This is a genomic window from Leclercia sp. LTM14, assembly GCF_023736175.1.
Classification (GTDB): Bacteria; Pseudomonadota; Gammaproteobacteria; order Enterobacterales; family Enterobacteriaceae; genus Enterobacter; species Enterobacter barmai.
On the sequence record NZ_JAIKTT010000006.1, the window covers coordinates 194,522 to 210,948 of the forward strand.

The 16,427-nt window shown below is 60.2% G+C and carries 16 protein-coding genes, 1 pseudogene and 1 riboswitch; of the genes and pseudogenes, 11 read left to right on the forward strand and 6 right to left on the reverse strand.

Annotation, left to right across the window (positions count from 1 at the left end):
- Positions 1 to 36 precede the first annotated feature (36 nt).
- Positions 37 to 1,344 (reverse strand): adenosylmethionine--8-amino-7-oxononanoate transaminase, encoded by a 1,308-nt coding sequence (gene bioA, locus K5I40_RS14450; RefSeq protein ID WP_223074925.1) that lies wholly within the window; start codon positions 1,342 to 1,344, stop codon positions 37 to 39.
- A gap of 69 nt (positions 1,345 to 1,413) precedes the next feature.
- Here bioA and bioB point away from each other — a divergent pair, with 69 nt between their 5' ends.
- Genes bioB through bioD form a run of 4 tightly spaced genes read left to right on the forward strand, consistent with a single transcriptional unit; the run spans position 1,414 to position 5,044 of the window.
- The gene (gene bioB, locus K5I40_RS14455; RefSeq protein ID WP_223074852.1) at positions 1,414 to 2,454 is read left to right on the forward strand and encodes a biotin synthase BioB; all 1,041 of its coding nucleotides are present in this window, start codon (positions 1,414 to 1,416) and stop codon (positions 2,452 to 2,454) included.
- On the forward strand, positions 2,451 to 3,608 hold the full coding sequence (bioF, locus tag K5I40_RS14460; RefSeq protein WP_223074851.1) for an 8-amino-7-oxononanoate synthase: 1,158 nt from the start codon (positions 2,451 to 2,453) through the stop codon (positions 3,606 to 3,608). The genes bioB and bioF overlap by 4 nt, the downstream gene beginning before the upstream one ends.
- Entirely contained in the window at positions 3,592 to 4,347 is a 756-nt protein-coding gene (gene bioC, locus K5I40_RS14465) for a malonyl-ACP O-methyltransferase BioC (RefSeq protein WP_223074850.1), read from the forward strand. Before bioF ends, bioC begins: the two co-directional genes overlap by 17 nt.
- Positions 4,340 to 5,044 (forward strand): dethiobiotin synthase, encoded by a 705-nt coding sequence (gene bioD, locus K5I40_RS14470; protein ID WP_171029939.1) that lies wholly within the window; start codon positions 4,340 to 4,342, stop codon positions 5,042 to 5,044. The genes bioC and bioD overlap by 8 nt, the downstream gene beginning before the upstream one ends.
- Here bioD and K5I40_RS14475 read toward each other — a convergent pair.
- Positions 5,004 to 5,708 (reverse strand): ABC transporter ATP-binding protein, encoded by a 705-nt coding sequence (locus K5I40_RS14475; RefSeq protein WP_039029375.1) that lies wholly within the window; start codon positions 5,706 to 5,708, stop codon positions 5,004 to 5,006. The genes bioD and K5I40_RS14475 overlap by 41 nt on opposite strands.
- Positions 5,709 to 6,452: 744 nt before the next feature.
- On the opposite strand from K5I40_RS14475, the gene uvrB reads away from it, so the two are divergent.
- Positions 6,453 to 8,468: an excinuclease ABC subunit UvrB gene (gene uvrB / locus K5I40_RS14480; protein WP_138369548.1), complete on the forward strand. Its 2,016-nt coding sequence runs from the start codon at positions 6,453 to 6,455 to the stop codon at positions 8,466 to 8,468.
- Positions 8,469 to 8,559: 91 nt separating this feature from the next.
- Here the strand turns inward: uvrB and yvcK are convergent, their stop codons facing one another.
- Positions 8,560 to 9,468: a uridine diphosphate-N-acetylglucosamine-binding protein YvcK gene (gene yvcK / locus K5I40_RS14485; RefSeq protein WP_039029377.1), complete on the reverse strand. Its 909-nt coding sequence runs from the start codon at positions 9,466 to 9,468 to the stop codon at positions 8,560 to 8,562.
- A gap of 225 nt (positions 9,469 to 9,693) precedes the next feature.
- A riboswitch (molybdenum cofactor riboswitch) is annotated at positions 9,694 to 9,828 on the forward strand.
- On the opposite strand from yvcK, the pseudogene moaA reads away from it, so the two are divergent.
- From moaA to K5I40_RS14515, 6 genes and pseudogenes are all read left to right on the forward strand, one after another.
- Positions 9,816 to 10,804: pseudogene (gene moaA / locus K5I40_RS14490) on the forward strand (GTP 3',8-cyclase MoaA). (Overlaps the previous riboswitch by 13 nt.)
- 20 nt (positions 10,805 to 10,824) lie before the next feature.
- Positions 10,825 to 11,337, forward strand: a complete 513-nt coding sequence (moaB, locus tag K5I40_RS14495) for a molybdenum cofactor biosynthesis protein B (RefSeq protein WP_039029379.1) — start codon at positions 10,825 to 10,827, stop codon at positions 11,335 to 11,337.
- Between the two features lie 3 nt (positions 11,338 to 11,340).
- Positions 11,341 to 11,826, forward strand: a complete 486-nt coding sequence (gene moaC / locus K5I40_RS14500) for a cyclic pyranopterin monophosphate synthase MoaC (protein ID WP_039029380.1) — start codon at positions 11,341 to 11,343, stop codon at positions 11,824 to 11,826.
- Entirely contained in the window at positions 11,819 to 12,064 is a 246-nt protein-coding gene (gene moaD, locus K5I40_RS14505; protein ID WP_039029381.1) for a molybdopterin synthase sulfur carrier subunit, read from the forward strand. Before moaC ends, moaD begins: the two co-directional genes overlap by 8 nt.
- Position 12,065: 1 nt before the next feature.
- The gene (gene moaE, locus K5I40_RS14510; RefSeq protein WP_039029382.1) at positions 12,066 to 12,518 is read left to right on the forward strand and encodes a molybdopterin synthase catalytic subunit MoaE; all 453 of its coding nucleotides are present in this window, start codon (positions 12,066 to 12,068) and stop codon (positions 12,516 to 12,518) included.
- Positions 12,519 to 12,576: 58 nt separating this feature from the next.
- Positions 12,577 to 13,284: a Bax inhibitor-1/YccA family protein gene (locus K5I40_RS14515; protein ID WP_223074848.1), complete on the forward strand. Its 708-nt coding sequence runs from the start codon at positions 12,577 to 12,579 to the stop codon at positions 13,282 to 13,284.
- 85 nt (positions 13,285 to 13,369) lie between these two features.
- Here K5I40_RS14515 and K5I40_RS14520 read toward each other — a convergent pair whose 3' ends face one another.
- From K5I40_RS14520 to K5I40_RS14530, 3 genes are read right to left on the reverse strand one after another with little or no spacing between them, the layout of a single operon-like run.
- The gene (locus tag K5I40_RS14520; protein ID WP_039029384.1) at positions 13,370 to 14,332 is read right to left on the reverse strand and encodes a YbhN family protein; all 963 of its coding nucleotides are present in this window, start codon (positions 14,330 to 14,332) and stop codon (positions 13,370 to 13,372) included.
- Positions 14,332 to 15,573 (reverse strand): cardiolipin synthase ClsB, encoded by a 1,242-nt coding sequence (gene clsB / locus K5I40_RS14525; RefSeq protein ID WP_039029385.1) that lies wholly within the window; start codon positions 15,571 to 15,573, stop codon positions 14,332 to 14,334. The genes K5I40_RS14520 and clsB overlap by 1 nt, the downstream gene beginning before the upstream one ends.
- A complete protein-coding gene (locus K5I40_RS14530; protein ID WP_039029386.1) occupies positions 15,570 to 16,331 on the reverse strand; it encodes an endonuclease/exonuclease/phosphatase family protein in 762 nt (253 codons plus the stop codon). The genes clsB and K5I40_RS14530 overlap by 4 nt, the downstream gene beginning before the upstream one ends.
- Positions 16,332 to 16,427 lie beyond the last annotated feature (96 nt).

Consider the following 16,427-nt stretch of genomic DNA (forward strand, 5'->3'; position numbering starts at 1 on the left):
TCCGTATTAAGCTCTGCCAGAAGTGTAACGCATAAACTAAACAGTAAAGTGCGCAGGCTCCTGAACGGCATCCACCACGGCGCGGGTCAGCTTGCTGAGTTGGGCGCGGCTTATCACATACGGCGGCATCAGATAGATCAATTTCCCGAACGGACGCACCCAGACCCCGCGCGCCACAAAGAAGCGCTGCAGCGCCGCCATATTCACCGGATGGGTGGTTTCGACGACGCCAATCGCCCCTAATACCCGCACGTCGGCCACATACTCAGACTCCCGCGCTGCCGCCAGCTCCTCGTTGAGCTGGGTTTCGATGGCGGCGACCTGGGTCTGCCACTCGCCGCTCTCCAGCAGGGCCAGGCTTTCGCTGGCGACGGCGCAGGCCAGCGGGTTACCCATAAAGGTCGGGCCGTGCATAAAGCAGCCCGCTTCGCCGTTGCTGATGGTCTCGGCCACCTGGCGGGTGGTGAGGGTGGCGGAGAGGGTCATGGTGCCCCCGGTCAGGGCTTTGCCGAGGCACAGGATGTCCGGGGTAATGCCCGCGTGCTCGCAGGCAAACAGCTTGCCGGTACGCCCGAAGCCGGTAGCGATCTCATCGGCAATCAGCAGAATGCCTTCCCGGTCGCACATCCTGCGAATGCGCTTCAGCCACTCGGGATGGTACATGCGCATCCCGCCCGCGCCCTGCACGATGGGCTCGAGGATCACCGCCGCAATCTCGTGGCGATGGGCGGCCATCAGGCGGGCGAAGCCGACCATATCCATTTCGTCCCACTCGCCGTCGAAGCGGCTCTGAGGTGCCGGGGCAAACAGGTTTTCCGGCAGATAGCCCTTCCACAGGCTGTGCATCGAGTTGTCGGGGTCGCAGGCCGACATCGCCCCGAAGGTGTCGCCGTGGTAACCGTTGCGGAAGGTGAGGAACCGCTGGCGGGATTCGCCCCTGGCGTGCCAGTACTGCAGCGCCATCTTCATCGCCACTTCCACCGCCACCGAGCCTGAATCGGCAAGGAATACGCACTCCAGCGCGTCGGGGGTCATCGCCACCAGTCGACGACAGAGGTCCACCGCGGGCGGATGGGTGATCCCGCCGAACATCACGTGCGACATGCGGTCAATCTGCGCCTTCATCGCCGCATTCAGCCGGCGATGGTTGTAGCCGTGAATGGCCGCCCACCAGGAAGACATCCCGTCTACCAGCTGCTCGCCGCTGGCCAGGGTCAGCTCGCAGCCATGGGCTTCCGTCACCGGATAAACCGGCAGGGGCTGGGTCATGGAGGTGTAGGGATGCCAGATGTGGCGCTGATCGAATGCGAGATCGTCCGTTGTCATAATCGACTTGTAAACCATTTTGAAAACATTTAGGTTTACAAGCATAAACCGAAACCATCCTGAACTAAACCCCTTTGGAGATGCCCCATGGCTCACCAGACTCGCTGGACAATGTCGCAAGTCACTGCTTTATTTGAAAAACCCCTTCTTGAACTGCTGTTTGAAGCGCAGCAGATCCACCGTCAGCACTTCGATCCGCAGCAGGTTCAGGTGAGCACGCTGCTGTCGATCAAAACCGGTGCCTGCCCGGAAGACTGCAAATACTGCCCGCAAAGTGCGCGCTACAAAACCGGCCTCGAATCCGAGCGGCTGATGGAGGTGGAGCAGGTGCTGGAGTCTGCCCGCCAGGCGAAAAATGCCGGTTCAACCCGTTTCTGCATGGGCGCGGCGTGGAAAAACCCCCACGAGCGCGACATGCCCTATCTCGAGCAGATGGTGCAGGGCGTGAAGGCGATGGGCCTCGAAGCCTGCATGACGCTCGGCACCCTGGACGACACCCAGGCGCAGCGCCTGGCCTCGGCGGGGCTGGATTACTACAACCACAACCTCGACACCTCCCCGGAGTTCTACGGCAATATCATCACCACCCGCACCTACCAGGAGCGCCTGGACACCCTGGACAAAGTGCGTGATGCGGGCATTAAGGTCTGCTCGGGCGGGATCGTGGGCCTGGGTGAAACGGTGACCGACCGTGCCGGTCTGCTGCTGCAGCTGGCCAATCTGCCGACCCCGCCGGAGAGCGTGCCGATCAACATGCTGGTGAAGGTGAAGGGCACCCCGCTGGCGGACAACGACGACGTCGACGCCTTTGACTTCATCCGCACCATTGCGGTGGCGCGCGTGATGATGCCAACCTCGTACGTGCGTCTCTCTGCCGGTCGCGAGCAGATGAACGAGCAGACCCAGGCGATGTGCTTTATGGCCGGGGCCAACTCCATTTTCTACGGCTGCAAGCTGTTGACCACGCCGAACCCGGAAGAGGACAAAGACGTCCAGCTGTTCCGCAAGCTGGGGCTGAACCCGCAGCAGACCGCCGTTCTTACAGGCGATAACGAGCAGCAGCACCAGCTGGAACAGCAGCTTTTCAACGCCGATACCGACCAGTTCTACAACGCGGCGACGGTATGACCTGGCAACAACGTATTGATGCCGCCCTCGACGCCCGTCGGGCGGCAGACGCGCTGCGCGTGCGCACAACGGTGGAGAACGGCGCAGGCCGTTTTCTCACCCGCGACCAGCGGCGCTACTGCAATTTTTCCAGCAACGACTATCTCGGCCTGAGCCAGCACCCGGCCATTATCCGCGCCTGGCAGCAGGGGGCGGAGCAGTACGGGGTAGGCAGCGGCGGCTCCGGCCACGTCAGCGGCTATACCACCGCGCATCAGGCGCTGGAGGAGCATCTTGCCGACTGGCTTGGCTATCCCCGCGCGCTGCTGTTTATCTCCGGCTTTGCCGCCAATCAGGCGCTGATTGCTGCCCTCACCGATAAAACCGACCGTATTGTCGCCGACCGCCTGAGCCATGCCTCCCTGCTGGAGGCGGCCAGCCACAGCCCGGCGCAGCTTCGCCGTTTTGCCCATAACGATGTCGCCCAGCTGGCCTCCCTGCTGGATAAACCCTGCGACGGCCAGCAGCTGGTGGTGACCGAAGGGATTTTCAGTATGGACGGCGACAGCGCTCCGCTGGCCGATATCCATGCTGCGGCCCAGCGTCACGGCAGCTGGCTGCTGGTGGACGATGCCCACGGGATTGGCGTCACAGGCCCGCAAGGGCGGGGCAGTGCGGCCAGCCAGGGCATCAAACCCGAGCTGCTGGTGGTGACCTTTGGCAAAGGCGTCGGGGTGAGCGGCGCGGCGGTGCTGTGCAGCGATTCTGTCGCCAACTATCTGCTGCAGTTTGCCCGGCATCTGATCTACAGCACCAGCATGCCGCCTGCCCAGGCGGTGGTGCTGCGGGCGGCGTTTGACCTTATTCGCAGCGACGAAGGGGAGGCGCGTCGGCAGCGACTGGCGGCCCATATCCACCAGTTCCGCGCAGGCGTGCGTGACCTCCCGGTGGAGGTCACCGCTTCCCAAAGCGCCATTCAGCCGCTGATTGTGGGTGAAAATGACCGCGCCCTGCACCTGGCGCAGACCCTCAGAGATAAGGGGATCTGGGTGACGGCTATCCGTCCGCCCACCGTCCCGGCGGGAACGGCACGCCTGCGCCTGACCCTGACGGCGGCGCATGAAGCGTCCGACATCACCGCGTTACTGGAGGCGCTGCATGGCGCAAGTGAATAAACAGGCGATTGCCGCTGCTTTTGGCCGGGCGGCGCAGAGCTACTCCCGTCACGACGCGCTTCAGCGGCAAAGCGCCGACGGGCTGCGGGCGCTGCTGGCAGACACCACCTTTGCCAGCGTGCTGGACGCAGGTTGCGGGCCGGGCAGCAACAGCCTGGCCTGGCGCAGCGCCGGAAGCCTGGTGACGGCGATGGATCTCAGCGCCCCGATGCTGGACGAAGCGCGGCGCAACCAGGCGGCCGACTGCTATCTGCAGGCCGATATCGAAGCCATCCCCCTGGCGGACGGGCAGTTTAGCCTCGTCTGGAGCCATCTTGCGGTGCAGTGGTGCACCAGCCTGCCGCAGGCGCTGGCCGAGCTCTGGCGGGTGGCGAAACCCGGGGGCAAGGTGGCCTTTACCACCCTGCTGAAGGACTCGCTGCCGGAGCTGAATCAGGCCTGGCTGGCGGTGGACACGCAGCCGCACGCCAACCGTTTTCTGACCGGGGAACAGGTTGCCGGGGCGTTGTCCGGCTGGCGGCACCGCTGTGCGATCCAGACCGTCACCCTGCTGTTTGACGATGCCCTCAGCGCCATGCAATCCCTGAAGGGGATCGGCGCCACCCATCTGCATGCCGGGCGGGCCGGGAAGCCCTTAACCCGCGGGCAATTGCAGACGCTGGCGCAGGCGTGGCCGCAGCGTGAAGGCAAATTCCCGCTCTCTTATCAACTTTTTCATGGAATTATCGAACGTGACTGAACGCTATTTCGTTACCGGCACCGACACCGAGGTCGGTAAAACCGTGGCCAGCACCGCACTGCTGCAGGCGGCGCGGGCGCTGGGCCGCAATACCGCAGGATACAAGCCGGTCGCCTCGGGGAGCGAGATGACCCCCGAGGGGCTGCGTAACAGCGACGCGCTGGCGCTGCAGCACAACAGCAGCGTGGCGCTCAGCTATCAGGCGGTAAACCCTTACACCTTCGCGGAGCCCACCTCGCCGCATATCATCAGCGCCGACGAGCAGCGCCCCATCGAATTCAGCGCGCTCACTGCCGGGCTACGTGCGCTGGAGAGCCAGGCCGACTGGGTGCTGGTGGAAGGGGCTGGCGGCTGGTTTACGCCGCTTTCAGACGAGCAGACCTTTGCCGACTGGGCGATTGCCGAGCGGCTGCCGGTGATCCTGGTGGTGGGGGTGAAGCTGGGCTGCATCAACCACGCGATGCTCACCGCCCAGGCGATCCGCCAGGCGGGGCTGCATTTTGCGGGCTGGGTGGCCAACGTGGTAGTGGCCCCCGGCAAACGCCACGGGGAATACATGGCGACGCTTAAACGCGTGCTGCCCGCACCGCTGCTGGGGGAGATCCCCTGGCTTGGCGACGAGGCCGACACCGCGGACATCGGGCGTTATCTCTCTCTTAACGCGCTGACGCCGTCGGCCCCATCCAGTGGGCGATAAGCGGGGCATCCAGCTCGCTGACCCGGCCCTGGGCCACGTTGCGCCCGCGATACAGCAAGCAAAAGCGATCTGCCACCCGGCGGATCAGCGACAGGTGCTGCTCGGCCAGCAGCACCGATAATCCCAGCTCGCGGCTAAGCCTGAGCAGCAGCTGCGCCAGCTTGACGCTAAACTGCTGGCTGGCGCCGCGGCTGGGCTCGTCGAGGATCAGCAGGCGAGGGCGGGTCACCAGCGCGTTCGCCAGCGCCAGCTGATACTGTTGGTCGTCGTTAAGCCCTGACGCCCGCAGCTGGCGTAGCGGGTAAAGCTCCGGGAAGAACTCAAAAATATCGCTGCTCACCGGCCCGCCTTCGTTCCCTTTCGCCATCCGCGCGATATGCAGATTCTCCTCTACCGTCAGCTGCGAAAAGATCCGCCGTTCCTGCGGGACAAAGCTAATGCCTGCGCCCGGGCTTAATTCGCAGGGGGAGGCCCCGGCGTCATGCCAGACCATCGAGCCGCTGGCGATGGGCAGCAGGCCAGCGATACAGCTTACAAGGGTTGTTTTCCCCATTCCGGGCAGCCCGACCACCCCGGTACAGACGCCGGGGGGCAGGTCGAGATCAACGTTCCACAGGGTGTGGCGATCCCCGTAATACTGATTCACGGCACGCAGGCTCAACATGGTGTTTCTCCTTAACAGACGTTGATGACCTCAGAAACACTGCAAGACTCTTGCCACCGCCCGTAAAAAGGCGATTAAACATCTCTTTTTCGGAATCCACTCAGAAAGCAGCCTCAGCGGGGAGGGAACCTGCACTACGTCGGTGCCACGAAGGGTGCGCCTGGTGCAGCCACCATTTGAACGAAATGTGAGCAATCTCTCATCAATTCGTTATCTGATTTTCGGCATCAGATCGCCAAAATTGGGCGATAAAAATTTTTACCGTCGCGCTGTGGGCAAAAACCGGGAATTAGCTGAGTCACGCTCCGTATGGCCTGGAAGCAGTTATCCACTATTCCTGTGGATAACCATGTGCATTAGAGTTAGAAAACACAAGGTAAGCGAGAGAATACGCGGCCTGCGCCTGAATTGATGCGAAACGCGTCTTTTTGAAAATTTGAAATTGAATCAAAGCGTTAAATAAAATCAATCTCTGTCATTAAACTGTCAACGTAATGCGCTAAAGTCCGGCGTCTCGCCTTGACAAATGTTAAAAATTAAAAAGTTCTGGGGATAACCCTGCATTGATGGAATTTTATCCCGTCGCAGCCTAAATTTTGTTCAGCTTTGTTTGATTCCTGACCTGAGTGGCACAAAACAACGTGGTTGCCACTGGCTTTATATCCAGTATAATTTACTGGCAAAAATAGCCATCCAGAGTAAAATTACTCACCTGCCGTATCAACCATCATCAGGTCGCCGTTCATGAGTAAACCGTTCAAACTGAATTCCGCTTTCCGTCCTTCCGGCGATCAGCCTGAAGCGATTCGCCGTCTGAAAGAGGGGCTGGAGGATGGGCTTGCGCACCAGACGCTGCTGGGGGTGACCGGGTCGGGTAAAACCTTCACCGTCGCCAACGTGATCGCCGATCTGCAGCGCCCGACCATGGTGCTGGCACCTAATAAAACCCTGGCGGCGCAGCTCTACGGCGAGATGAAGGAGTTCTTCCCCGATAATGCGGTGGAGTACTTCGTCTCTTACTACGACTATTACCAGCCGGAAGCCTACGTTCCGAGCTCCGATACCTTTATCGAAAAAGATGCCTCGGTGAACGAACACATCGAGCAGATGCGTCTCTCCGCCACCAAAGCGCTGCTTGAGCGCCGTGACGTGGTGGTGGTTGCCTCGGTGTCGGCGATCTACGGCCTGGGCGATCCGGATCTCTATCTGAAGATGATGCTGCACCTGACCGTGGGGATGATCATCGATCAGCGCGCCATCCTGCGCCGCCTGGCCGAGCTGCAGTACACCCGTAACGATCAGGCGTTCCAGCGCGGCACCTTCCGCGTGCGCGGCGAAGTGATCGACATCTTCCCGGCGGAGTCGGACGACTTTGCGCTGCGCGTGGAGCTTTTCGATGAAGAGGTGGAGCGGCTGTCGCTGTTCGACCCGCTGACCGGGCATGTTGAATCCACCATTCAGCGCTTCACCGTCTATCCGAAAACCCACTACGTCACCCCGCGCGAGCGCATCGTGCAGGCGATGGAGGACATCAAGGTTGAGCTGGCGGATCGCCGTAAAACGCTGCTGGAGAGCAATAAGCTGCTGGAAGAGCAGCGTATCAGCCAGCGTACCCAGTTCGATCTCGAGATGATGAACGAGCTGGGCTACTGCTCCGGTATCGAAAACTACTCCCGCTATCTCTCCGGTCGCGGGCCGGGCGAAGCGCCGCCAACCCTGTTTGATTACCTGCCGGCGGATGGTCTGCTGGTGGTGGACGAATCCCACGTCACCATTCCGCAGATTGGCGGGATGTATCGCGGCGACCGGGCGCGTAAAGAGACGCTGGTGGAGTACGGCTTCCGCCTGCCGTCGGCGCTGGATAACCGCCCAATGAAGTTTGAAGAGTTCGAGGCGCTGGCCCCGCAAACCATCTACGTGTCGGCAACGCCGGGCAACTACGAGCTGGAGAAATCGGGCGACGAAGTGGTGGATCAGGTGGTGCGTCCGACCGGCCTGCTGGATCCGATTATCGAAGTGCGTCCGGTTGCTACCCAGGTGGACGATCTGTTGTCTGAGATCCGCGCCAGGGCGGCCATCAACGAGCGCGTGCTGGTCACCACCCTGACCAAGCGCATGGCGGAAGACCTGACCGAATACCTCGAAGAGCACGGCGAGAAGGTGCGCTATCTGCACTCGGATATCGACACCGTGGAGCGTATGGAGATCATCCGCGATCTGCGCCTGGGCGAGTTCGACGTGCTGGTAGGGATCAACCTGCTGCGTGAAGGGCTGGATATGCCGGAAGTGTCGCTGGTGGCGATTCTGGACGCCGATAAAGAGGGCTTCCTGCGCTCCGAGCGATCGCTCATCCAGACCATTGGCCGTGCGGCGCGAAACGTCAACGGCAAAGCGATTCTGTACGGGGATAAGATCACCCCGTCGATGGCCAAAGCGATTAGTGAAACCGAACGCCGTCGCGAGAAACAGCAGCGCTACAACGAAGAGCACGGCATTACCCCGCAGGGGCTGAACAAGAAAGTAGTGGATATCCTGCAGCTCGGCCAGAACATCGCTAAGACCAAAACCAAGGGCCGCGGCAAGTCGCGCTCGCCGGTTGAGGCCGATACCGTGGCGCTGACGCCGAAAGCGCTGCAGCAGAAAATTCACGAGCTGGAAGGGCAGATGATGCAGCACGCCCAGAACCTCGAGTTCGAGGAGGCCGCGCAGATCCGCGACCAACTGCATCAGCTGCGGGATTTATTCATCGCCGCATCGTAAATACGACCCCTCACCCCACAGGGGAGAAGGTGTAATCGTTCCCTCTCCCCTATGGGGAGAGGGTTAGGGTGAGGGGCAATACAAACCGCACTCAACCCAACGCCTGTACCGCCTTCTCCAGCGCCACGCGCAGCAGATGCCGGTCATGGCGATACTTAATATCGCTGGCCTCAAGCGGCTCTTGCACCACCACCCGGCCTTCCATACCTGAGACATCCTCTTTCGGCCCGACCACCACCGCATCGATAATCTTTTTCCCCACGTACTGCTCCATCAGCGCCAGCTTGTCGGCCAGCGAAAGCCCCGCGGCAGCCGGGCTGAGCTCGCGGCCCAGATTGCCGATATAGACCACCGGGGCGGGCGTGCGCCGCATTGCCTGTGCCAGCTCTTTAATCAGCAGCAGCGGCATCAGGCTGGTGTAAAAACTGCCGGGGCCGATAAGGATCAAATCCGCTTCGCCAATTGCCTCCACCGCTTCGCGGGTCGCCGGAACGGAGGGATAAAGCATCAGCTCTTTTGGCGGCGTGGGAAGCTGATCGATATTCACCTCGCCATACACTTCATGGTCGTTGCAGTCGATTGCCATCAGATCGACCGGAAGTTCGGACATTGGGATAAGAAACGCATCCACTTTAAGCAGGTTGCGAATTAAATTGATCGCCTCCAGAGGCCGCACGCTGAGGTGATCCAGCGCCTTTAACATCAGGTTTCCGAGGTTATGCCCGGAAAGTTCGCCATTTCCGCCAAAACGATACTCAAACATCGCCGAAGCCACGCTCTGTTCGGTGATAAGCTGATTCAGACAGTTGCGCATATCCCCCCAGGCGATACCGCCTTCGGAGCGCCGGATGCGTCCGGTTGAGCCGCCGTTATCGGTAGTGGTGACGATCCCGGTCAGGCGGGAGCCAAGCGACGACAACGAGGACATGACCCGGCCCAGTCCGTGGCCTCCGCCGAGAGCGACCACCCGGTCAAGATCCGCAAAAGTGCGATTGCGCATAAAAATTCCTTAATAAGACCAACGCGTAAACAGTAACTCAACTACTCCTAAATGACGATGCTGCGACCGGCTCAAAATGACGTATATCAATGCAAAAATATGATAATTGAGTATTCTAATTCGAAATTGCATGATTAGCTCGCTATATACAAGTTTATATAGCGAAAGCCGACGATAGCGAAACTCTGTTTAACAAGCTAATATCGGCATAACCACGTTTTCATTACTGAAAACATACACTCTAGCCCTGGCACCTGTGTCGACAGATATGGTGCCCTGGCCGTGGCGGTTTCGCCACCAGGGTACAGGAAGAAATGACTGTGCCTCCCGTATCAGGAAAGGTGTACATGGCTTCACAACTTACCGATTCATTCGCGCGTAAGTTTTTTACCTGCGTTTGTCGATTACCGATGTGTGCAACTTCCGTTGCACCTACTGCCTGCCGGATGGCTACAAACCCGGCGGCGTCACCAATAACGGCTTTCTCTCCGTGGATGAAGTGCGCCGCGTCACGCGCGCGTTTGCCGCCATGGGAACCGAGAAGGTCCGTCTTACCGGCGGCGAACCCTCGCTGCGCCGGGACTTCACCGATATCATCGCGGCGGTGCGTGAAAATGACGCCATCCGCCAGATAGCGGTCACCACCAATGGCTATCGTCTGGCGCGCGACGTCGCCGAATGGCGCGATGCGGGCCTGACGGCGATTAACGTCAGCGTCGACAGCCTCGATGCCCGTCAGTTTCATGCCATCACCGGCCAGGATAAATTCCACCAGGTGATGGACGGCATCGATGCGGCATTTGCTGCTGGCTTCGAGAAGGTGAAGGTCAACACCGTGCTGATGCGCGATGTGAACCATCATCAGCTGGACACCTTCCTGGCGTGGATCAAACCCCGCCGCATTCAACTGCGCTTTATCGAGCTGATGGAGACGGGTGAGGGCAGCGATCTCTTCTCCCGCCACCACATCTCCGGCATGGTGCTGCGCGATGAACTGCTCAAGCGCGGCTGGATCCACCAGCTTCGCCAGCGCAGCGACGGCCCGGCGCAGGTCTTCTGCCACCCCGACTACGAAGGGGAGATCGGGCTTATCATGCCGTATGAAAAAGACTTCTGCGCCAGCTGTAACCGCCTGCGCGTCTCGTCGGTAGGTAAACTGCACCTGTGCCTGTTTGGCGACGGCGGCGTCGATCTGCGCGATCTGCTGGCCGATGACGCGCAGCAGGCGGCGCTGGAAGGCCGCATTTCTGACGCGCTGATGCACAAAAAACAGACCCACTTCCTGCATCAGGGCAACACCGGGATCACCCAGAACCTGTCATATATTGGCGGGTAATCGCTACAAGGAACCAGAAGATGAGTCAGGTAAGCGCTGAATTTATCCCGACGCGTATTGCTATTCTTACCGTTTCCGAACGCCGCGGCGAAGAGGATGACACCTCCGGGCACTGGCTGCGCGATGCGGCCCACGAGGCGGGGCATCACATTGTCGACAAGGCGATCGTGAAAGAGAACCGCTACGCCATTCGCGCGGAAGTGTCGCGCTGGGTAGCCAGTGACGACGTCCAGGTAGTGCTGATCACCGGCGGGACCGGTTTTACCCCGGGCGATCAGGCCCCGGAAGCGCTGCTCCCGCTGTTCGATCGCGAAATCGAAGGCTTTGGCGAAGTGTTCCGCATGCTCTCTTTTGAAGAGATCGGCACCTCAACCCTGCAGTCGCGCGCCGTCGCGGGGATCGCCAACAACACGGTGATTTTTGCCATGCCGGGTTCAACCAAAGCGTGCCGCACCGCCTGGGAAAACATCATCGCCCCGCAGCTGGATGCCCGCACGCGTCCCTGTAATTTCCATCCTCATCTGAAGAAGTAAGCTATGTCGCAACTGACCCACATTAACGCCGCTGGCGAAGCGCATATGGTGGATGTCTCCGCCAAGGCCGAGACCGTGCGCGAAGCGCGCGCGGAAGCGTTCGTCACCATGCTCCCGGAAACCCTGGCCATGATCGTTGACGGCAGCCACCACAAAGGGGATGTCTTCGCCACCGCGCGCATCGCCGGGATCCAGGCGGCAAAACGCACCTGGGAACTGATCCCGCTGTGCCATCCGCTGATGCTCAGCAAAGTGGAGGTCAACCTGCGGGCAGAGCAGGAGCATAACCGCGTGCGCATTGAGTCGCTGTGCCGCCTGACCGGGAAAACCGGGGTGGAGATGGAAGCCTTAACCGCGGCCTCCGTGGCGGCGCTGACCATCTACGACATGTGCAAAGCGGTGCAGAAGGATATGGTTATCGGCCCGGTTCGCCTGCTGGCGAAAAGCGGCGGTAAATCGGGTGATTTCAGGGCACAAGAGAATGATTAAAGTACTGTTTTTTGCGCAGGTGCGTGAGCTGGTGAACACCGACAGCCTGACGCTGGATATTCAGGTCGATACCGTAGAAGCGCTGCGGGCGCATCTGGCGGCGCAAAGCGACCGCTGGGCGCTGGCGCTGGACGCAGAAAAACTGCTGGCGGCGGTAAACCAGACGCTGGTGGAGTTCACCCATCCGGTGAAGCCTGGCGATGAGGTGGCCTTCTTTCCACCGGTTACCGGGGGCTAAGATGGCAGAGACCAAAATTGTTGTCGAACCGGCGCGTTTTAATGTCGGCAGCGAATACAGCTGGCTGGCGGAGCGTGACGAAGACGGGGCGGTGGTCACCTTCACCGGCAAAGTGCGCAACCACAATCTGGGCGACAGCGTGAAGGCGCTGACCCTTGAGCACTATCCCGGCATGACCGAAAAGGCGCTGGCGGAGATCGTCGACCAGGCGCGCGAGCGCTGGCCGCTCGGCCGCGTCACCGTGATCCACCGCATCGGCGAGATGTGGCCGGGCGAAGAGATCGTCTTTGTCGGCGTGACCAGCGCCCATCGCGGCAGCGCCTTTGCGGCGGGCGAGTTCATTATGGATTATCTGAAAACCCGCGCCCCGTTCTGGAAGCGCGAAGCCACCCCAGAGGGCGATCGCTGGGTCGAGTCCCGCGACAGCGACAAGGAAGCCGCCAGCCGCTGGTAGCCGGATTGCCGGGATGTGTTAGGCTTTAACTGTGTGTCCACTTAAAAAGGAGTGCGTTATGGACAGATTTCCCCGTTCCGATTCCATCGTTCAGCAGAGCCGTACCGGGCTGCAAACCTACATGGCCCAGGTCTACGGCTGGATGACCTGCGGTTTGCTGCTCACCGCGTTTGTCGCATGGTTTTCCGCGAACACCCCTGCGGTGATGATGTTTGTCTTCTCCAGCAAGATCACCTTTTTTGGCCTGATTATCGCCCAGCTGGCGCTGGTGTTTGTCCTCTCGGGGCTGGTGCATAAGCTCAGCGCAGGGATAGCCACCACGCTGTTTATGCTCTATTCGGCCCTGACCGGCCTGACGCTCTCCAGTATCTTCATCGTCTACACCTACTCCTCGATTGCCAGCACTTTTGTGGTCGCGGGCGGGATGTTCGGCGCGATGAGTCTTTACGGCTACACCACCAAACGCGACCTGAGCGGGTTTGGCAATATGCTGTTTATGGCGCTGATTGGGATTGTGCTGGCGTCGCTGGTGAATTTCTGGCTGAAGAGTGAAGCGCTGATGTGGGCGGTGACCTATATCGGGGTGATTGTCTTTGTCGGCCTGACGGCGTATGACACGCAAAAGCTGAAAAACATCGGTGAGCAGATCGACGTGCGCGACAGTTCAAACCTGCGCAAGTACTCGATTCTTGGAGCGTTAACCCTCTATCTGGACTTCATCAACCTGTTCCTGATGCTGCTGCGTATTTTCGGCAACCGTCGTTGATTGTGGTGCCCGGCGGCGCGTTGCTTGCCGGGCCTACAGAACCCGTAGGCCGGGTAAGCGCAGCGCCACCCGGCATAGCCCGCACTTACTTCACCATCTCTCTCTCGTTTTTGGCGCGTAATTTCTTCGCCCGGCTCTCCAGCACCAGATAACAGACCGTTGCCAGCCCCAGCGGCAGGAAGTAATAGAGCATGCGGTAGGCCAGCAGGGCGGCGATGATGGTGCCGTGAGAAACGTGCTCCCCCGCTAAAAGGGCAATAAACACCGCTTCCAGCACGCCGATCCCGGCCGGGATATGAACAATCACCCCGGCGATACTGCTCACCAGCAGCACCCCCAGCACGAAGAAGTAGTTCACGTCTTCGCCCATCAACAGCCAGATAATCGCCCCCATCGCCATCCAGTTGGCGGCGGAAATCCCCATCTGCGCCAGCGCGAAACGCCATGAAGGAAGCACCAGCTTCTGCCCCTTGATGGTCATATGACGCCGCTTAGCGAAGGCGCAGGCCCACAGGTAGAAAGCGATTACCAGCAGCAGCACGATGCCGAGAATGCGCAGCGTCGACTGATCGATATACCAGTGATCGGGCAACTGCACCACGCCCGCGGTGAAGATCACCCCGCCCAGCAGGATGTAGCCCAGCCAGTTGGTGGTGATACTCAGGGAGAAAATGCGGGTGATGGTGCCGCTGGGCAGCCCCAGGCGGGAGTAAAGCCGGTAGCGCATGCCGATGCCGCCAACCCAGGTACTCAGGGTCAGGTTAAAGGCGTAGCAGATAAACGACACCAGCATGACCTGACGCTTTGCCAGCTTATGCCCGCAGTAGACCCGCCCCAGCAGATCGTAACAGCCATACAGCAGGAAGCTCAGCACCACCAAAGCCACTGCGCCCATCAGCGACAGGCGGTCGTAGTCGCGGATAACCTTCCATACTTCGGCCCAGTCGACCTTTTTGGCGTAAACCACCAGCAGCACCGCAACGGCAATGAAGAACACCCAGGTGAGGATCTTCTTTGCCAGATGCCAGCGCGAATGTTTTTTGCTCATCAGGGTTTTACCCCCGTATTGCCTGCCTCGACGCGATCCTGCGTCTCCATCTCAGGCTGTACCGGCGGCGGCACCTGCGCCAGCTTCGGCGTATGGGCCGGCAACCAGCCGACCAGCGCCGGGAAGTGGCGCAGGAAGTGGAACACCACCACGCTCTTGCCCAGATTCCACCAGGTGCGTTTCGGCACCATCGACTCATCCACCCGCACGCAGTCTTCGGCGATGATGGCGGTGAGGTTGTCGCGCAGGGTCTGGTTAAATTCGCGATCGTGAATGATCAGGTTGGCCTCCAGATTCAGCGACAGGCTGAGGGGATCAAGGTTGCTGGAGCCGACGGTCACCCAGTGATCGTCCATCAGCGCCACTTTGCCGTGCAGGGGACGGCGGCGATATTCGTAAATCTCGACGCCACCTTTCACCAGATAGTTGTAGAGCAGACGCGCGCCCACCGTGACAATCGGCATATCCGGCTCGCCCTGCACAATCAGCCTGACCCGCACGCCGCGCCGCGCCGCGTTGCGCATGGCGTGCAGCAGGCGATAGCCCGGGAAGAAGTAGGCGTTGGCGATGATCACTTCGCGCCGGGCGTTGGCCAGCATCTTCAGATAGTGGCGCTCAATATCGTCCCGGTGCTCTTCGTTATCGCGCCAGATAAACAGCGCCTGGGCTTCGCCCGGTTTGGTGTTCTCTTCCGCGCGGTGACGCCGTTTCCACCAGCGACGAACCGCCGCTTTGCCGGGGAGATTTTCCACGACAAATTGCAAAATATCCTGCACCACCGGCCCTTCGACCTGGACGGCATAATCCTGCTTGGCCTCCGGACCATAGTCCGACATATGTTCTGCGGAGTAGTTAATCCCGCCGACAAACGCCACCTGCTCATCCACCACCACAATTTTACGGTGCATGCGACGGAAGACGTTGGTGCGCATACCAAAAAGTGGCGGGCGCGGATCGTAGTAGCGGAATACCACCCCTGCCGAGGTCAGTTCCCCGACGAACTCGTCGCTGAGGTCGGGAGAGCCGTAGCCGTCGAGCAGCACTTCGATATGCACCCCGCGCTGGGCGGCGCGCAGAAGAACCGCATGCAGCTTTCGCCCTACGTTGTCTTCAAACCAGATAAAGGTTTCCAGCAGCACCCGGCTCTGGGCTTGCTCAATGGCGGCAAATACCGCCGGGTAATATTGATCGCCATTCTCCAGCAGCTTTATCCGGTTGCCGCTTTGCCATGAACATTTCATAGATGAATCTCCGCACTTAACGGCGCATGGTCGGAAAGGTGACGCCAGTTGCTCAGGGCCAGCGCGGTGGGGCTGCTGGCATGAGCGTTTTTGACATAGATCCTGTCCAGACGCAGCAGCGGGAACCTCACCGGGAAGGTGCGGGCAGGCCTGCCGTGGGCGAGGGTGAAGATCTCCTCCAGCCCGGCCTCCGCTTTTAGCGGATGGTTGGCGCGCTGGCGCCAGTCGTTAAAATCGCCCGCCACCACCACCGGCTCCCCTTCGGGCAGGCCGTTGACCCACTCGGACATCATCTGCAGCTGCGCCTGGCGATGCGCTTCGCGCAGGCCAAGGTGAACCGAAGCCACGTGCAGCGGCCTGTTCAGCTCGGGTATGCCAATCCGGCAGTAGAGCAGCCCGCGCTTTTCGCTCTCGCCCACCGACACATCATGATTTTCATAGTGTTCGATCGGGTAGCGGGAGAGAACGGCATTGCCGTGATGCCCCTCGGGATAGACGGCGTTGCGCCCGTAGGCATAATCGCTCCACATGGTGTCAGCGAGAAATTCGTAGTGGCTGGTATCGGGCCAGTTTTCCACATGCAGGGGATGCACTTCGTGCGCGCCCATCACTTCCTGCAGGCAGACAATATCCGCGCTGACGGTGCGCACGGCGTCACGCAGTTCGGGCAGAATGAAACGGCGGTTAAACGCCGCGAATCCTTTATGAATGTTGATCGTTAACACTTTAAGCGAAAAATGCCGGGTTTGTTGGGCCATACACTCCTTCCCGCGTCACTATCCTGATGAAAATAAAGTGTAGTCGTCGTCACAAAAAGGTGCTGTGTTACGGAATTTTCCGTAAAGTGCGATAGT

What these genes read in the sequence shown, in the direction of transcription:
- bioA (WP_223074925.1), bottom strand. Translation starts at nt 1,344, where the DNA reads ATGGTTTACAAGTCGATTATGACAACGGACGATCTCGCATTCGATCAG.
- bioB (WP_223074852.1), top strand. Translation starts at nt 1,414, where the DNA reads ATGGCTCACCAGACTCGCTGGACAATGTCGCAAGTCACTGCTTTATTT.
- bioF (WP_223074851.1), top strand. Translation starts at nt 2,451, where the DNA reads ATGACCTGGCAACAACGTATTGATGCCGCCCTCGACGCCCGTCGGGCG.
- bioC (WP_223074850.1), top strand. Translation starts at nt 3,592, where the DNA reads ATGGCGCAAGTGAATAAACAGGCGATTGCCGCTGCTTTTGGCCGGGCG.
- K5I40_RS14475 (WP_039029375.1), bottom strand. Translation starts at nt 5,708, where the DNA reads ATGTTGAGCCTGCGTGCCGTGAATCAGTATTACGGGGATCGCCACACC.
- uvrB (WP_138369548.1), top strand. Translation starts at nt 6,453, where the DNA reads ATGAGTAAACCGTTCAAACTGAATTCCGCTTTCCGTCCTTCCGGCGAT.
- yvcK (WP_039029377.1), bottom strand. Translation starts at nt 9,468, where the DNA reads ATGCGCAATCGCACTTTTGCGGATCTTGACCGGGTGGTCGCTCTCGGC.
- moaB (WP_039029379.1), top strand. Translation starts at nt 10,825, where the DNA reads ATGAGTCAGGTAAGCGCTGAATTTATCCCGACGCGTATTGCTATTCTT.
- moaC (WP_039029380.1), top strand. Translation starts at nt 11,341, where the DNA reads ATGTCGCAACTGACCCACATTAACGCCGCTGGCGAAGCGCATATGGTG.
- moaD (WP_039029381.1), top strand. Translation starts at nt 11,819, where the DNA reads ATGATTAAAGTACTGTTTTTTGCGCAGGTGCGTGAGCTGGTGAACACC.
- moaE (WP_039029382.1), top strand. Translation starts at nt 12,066, where the DNA reads ATGGCAGAGACCAAAATTGTTGTCGAACCGGCGCGTTTTAATGTCGGC.
- K5I40_RS14515 (WP_223074848.1), top strand. Translation starts at nt 12,577, where the DNA reads ATGGACAGATTTCCCCGTTCCGATTCCATCGTTCAGCAGAGCCGTACC.
- K5I40_RS14520 (WP_039029384.1), bottom strand. Translation starts at nt 14,332, where the DNA reads ATGAGCAAAAAACATTCGCGCTGGCATCTGGCAAAGAAGATCCTCACC.
- clsB (WP_039029385.1), bottom strand. Translation starts at nt 15,573, where the DNA reads ATGAAATGTTCATGGCAAAGCGGCAACCGGATAAAGCTGCTGGAGAAT.
- K5I40_RS14530 (WP_039029386.1), bottom strand. Translation starts at nt 16,331, where the DNA reads ATGGCCCAACAAACCCGGCATTTTTCGCTTAAAGTGTTAACGATCAAC.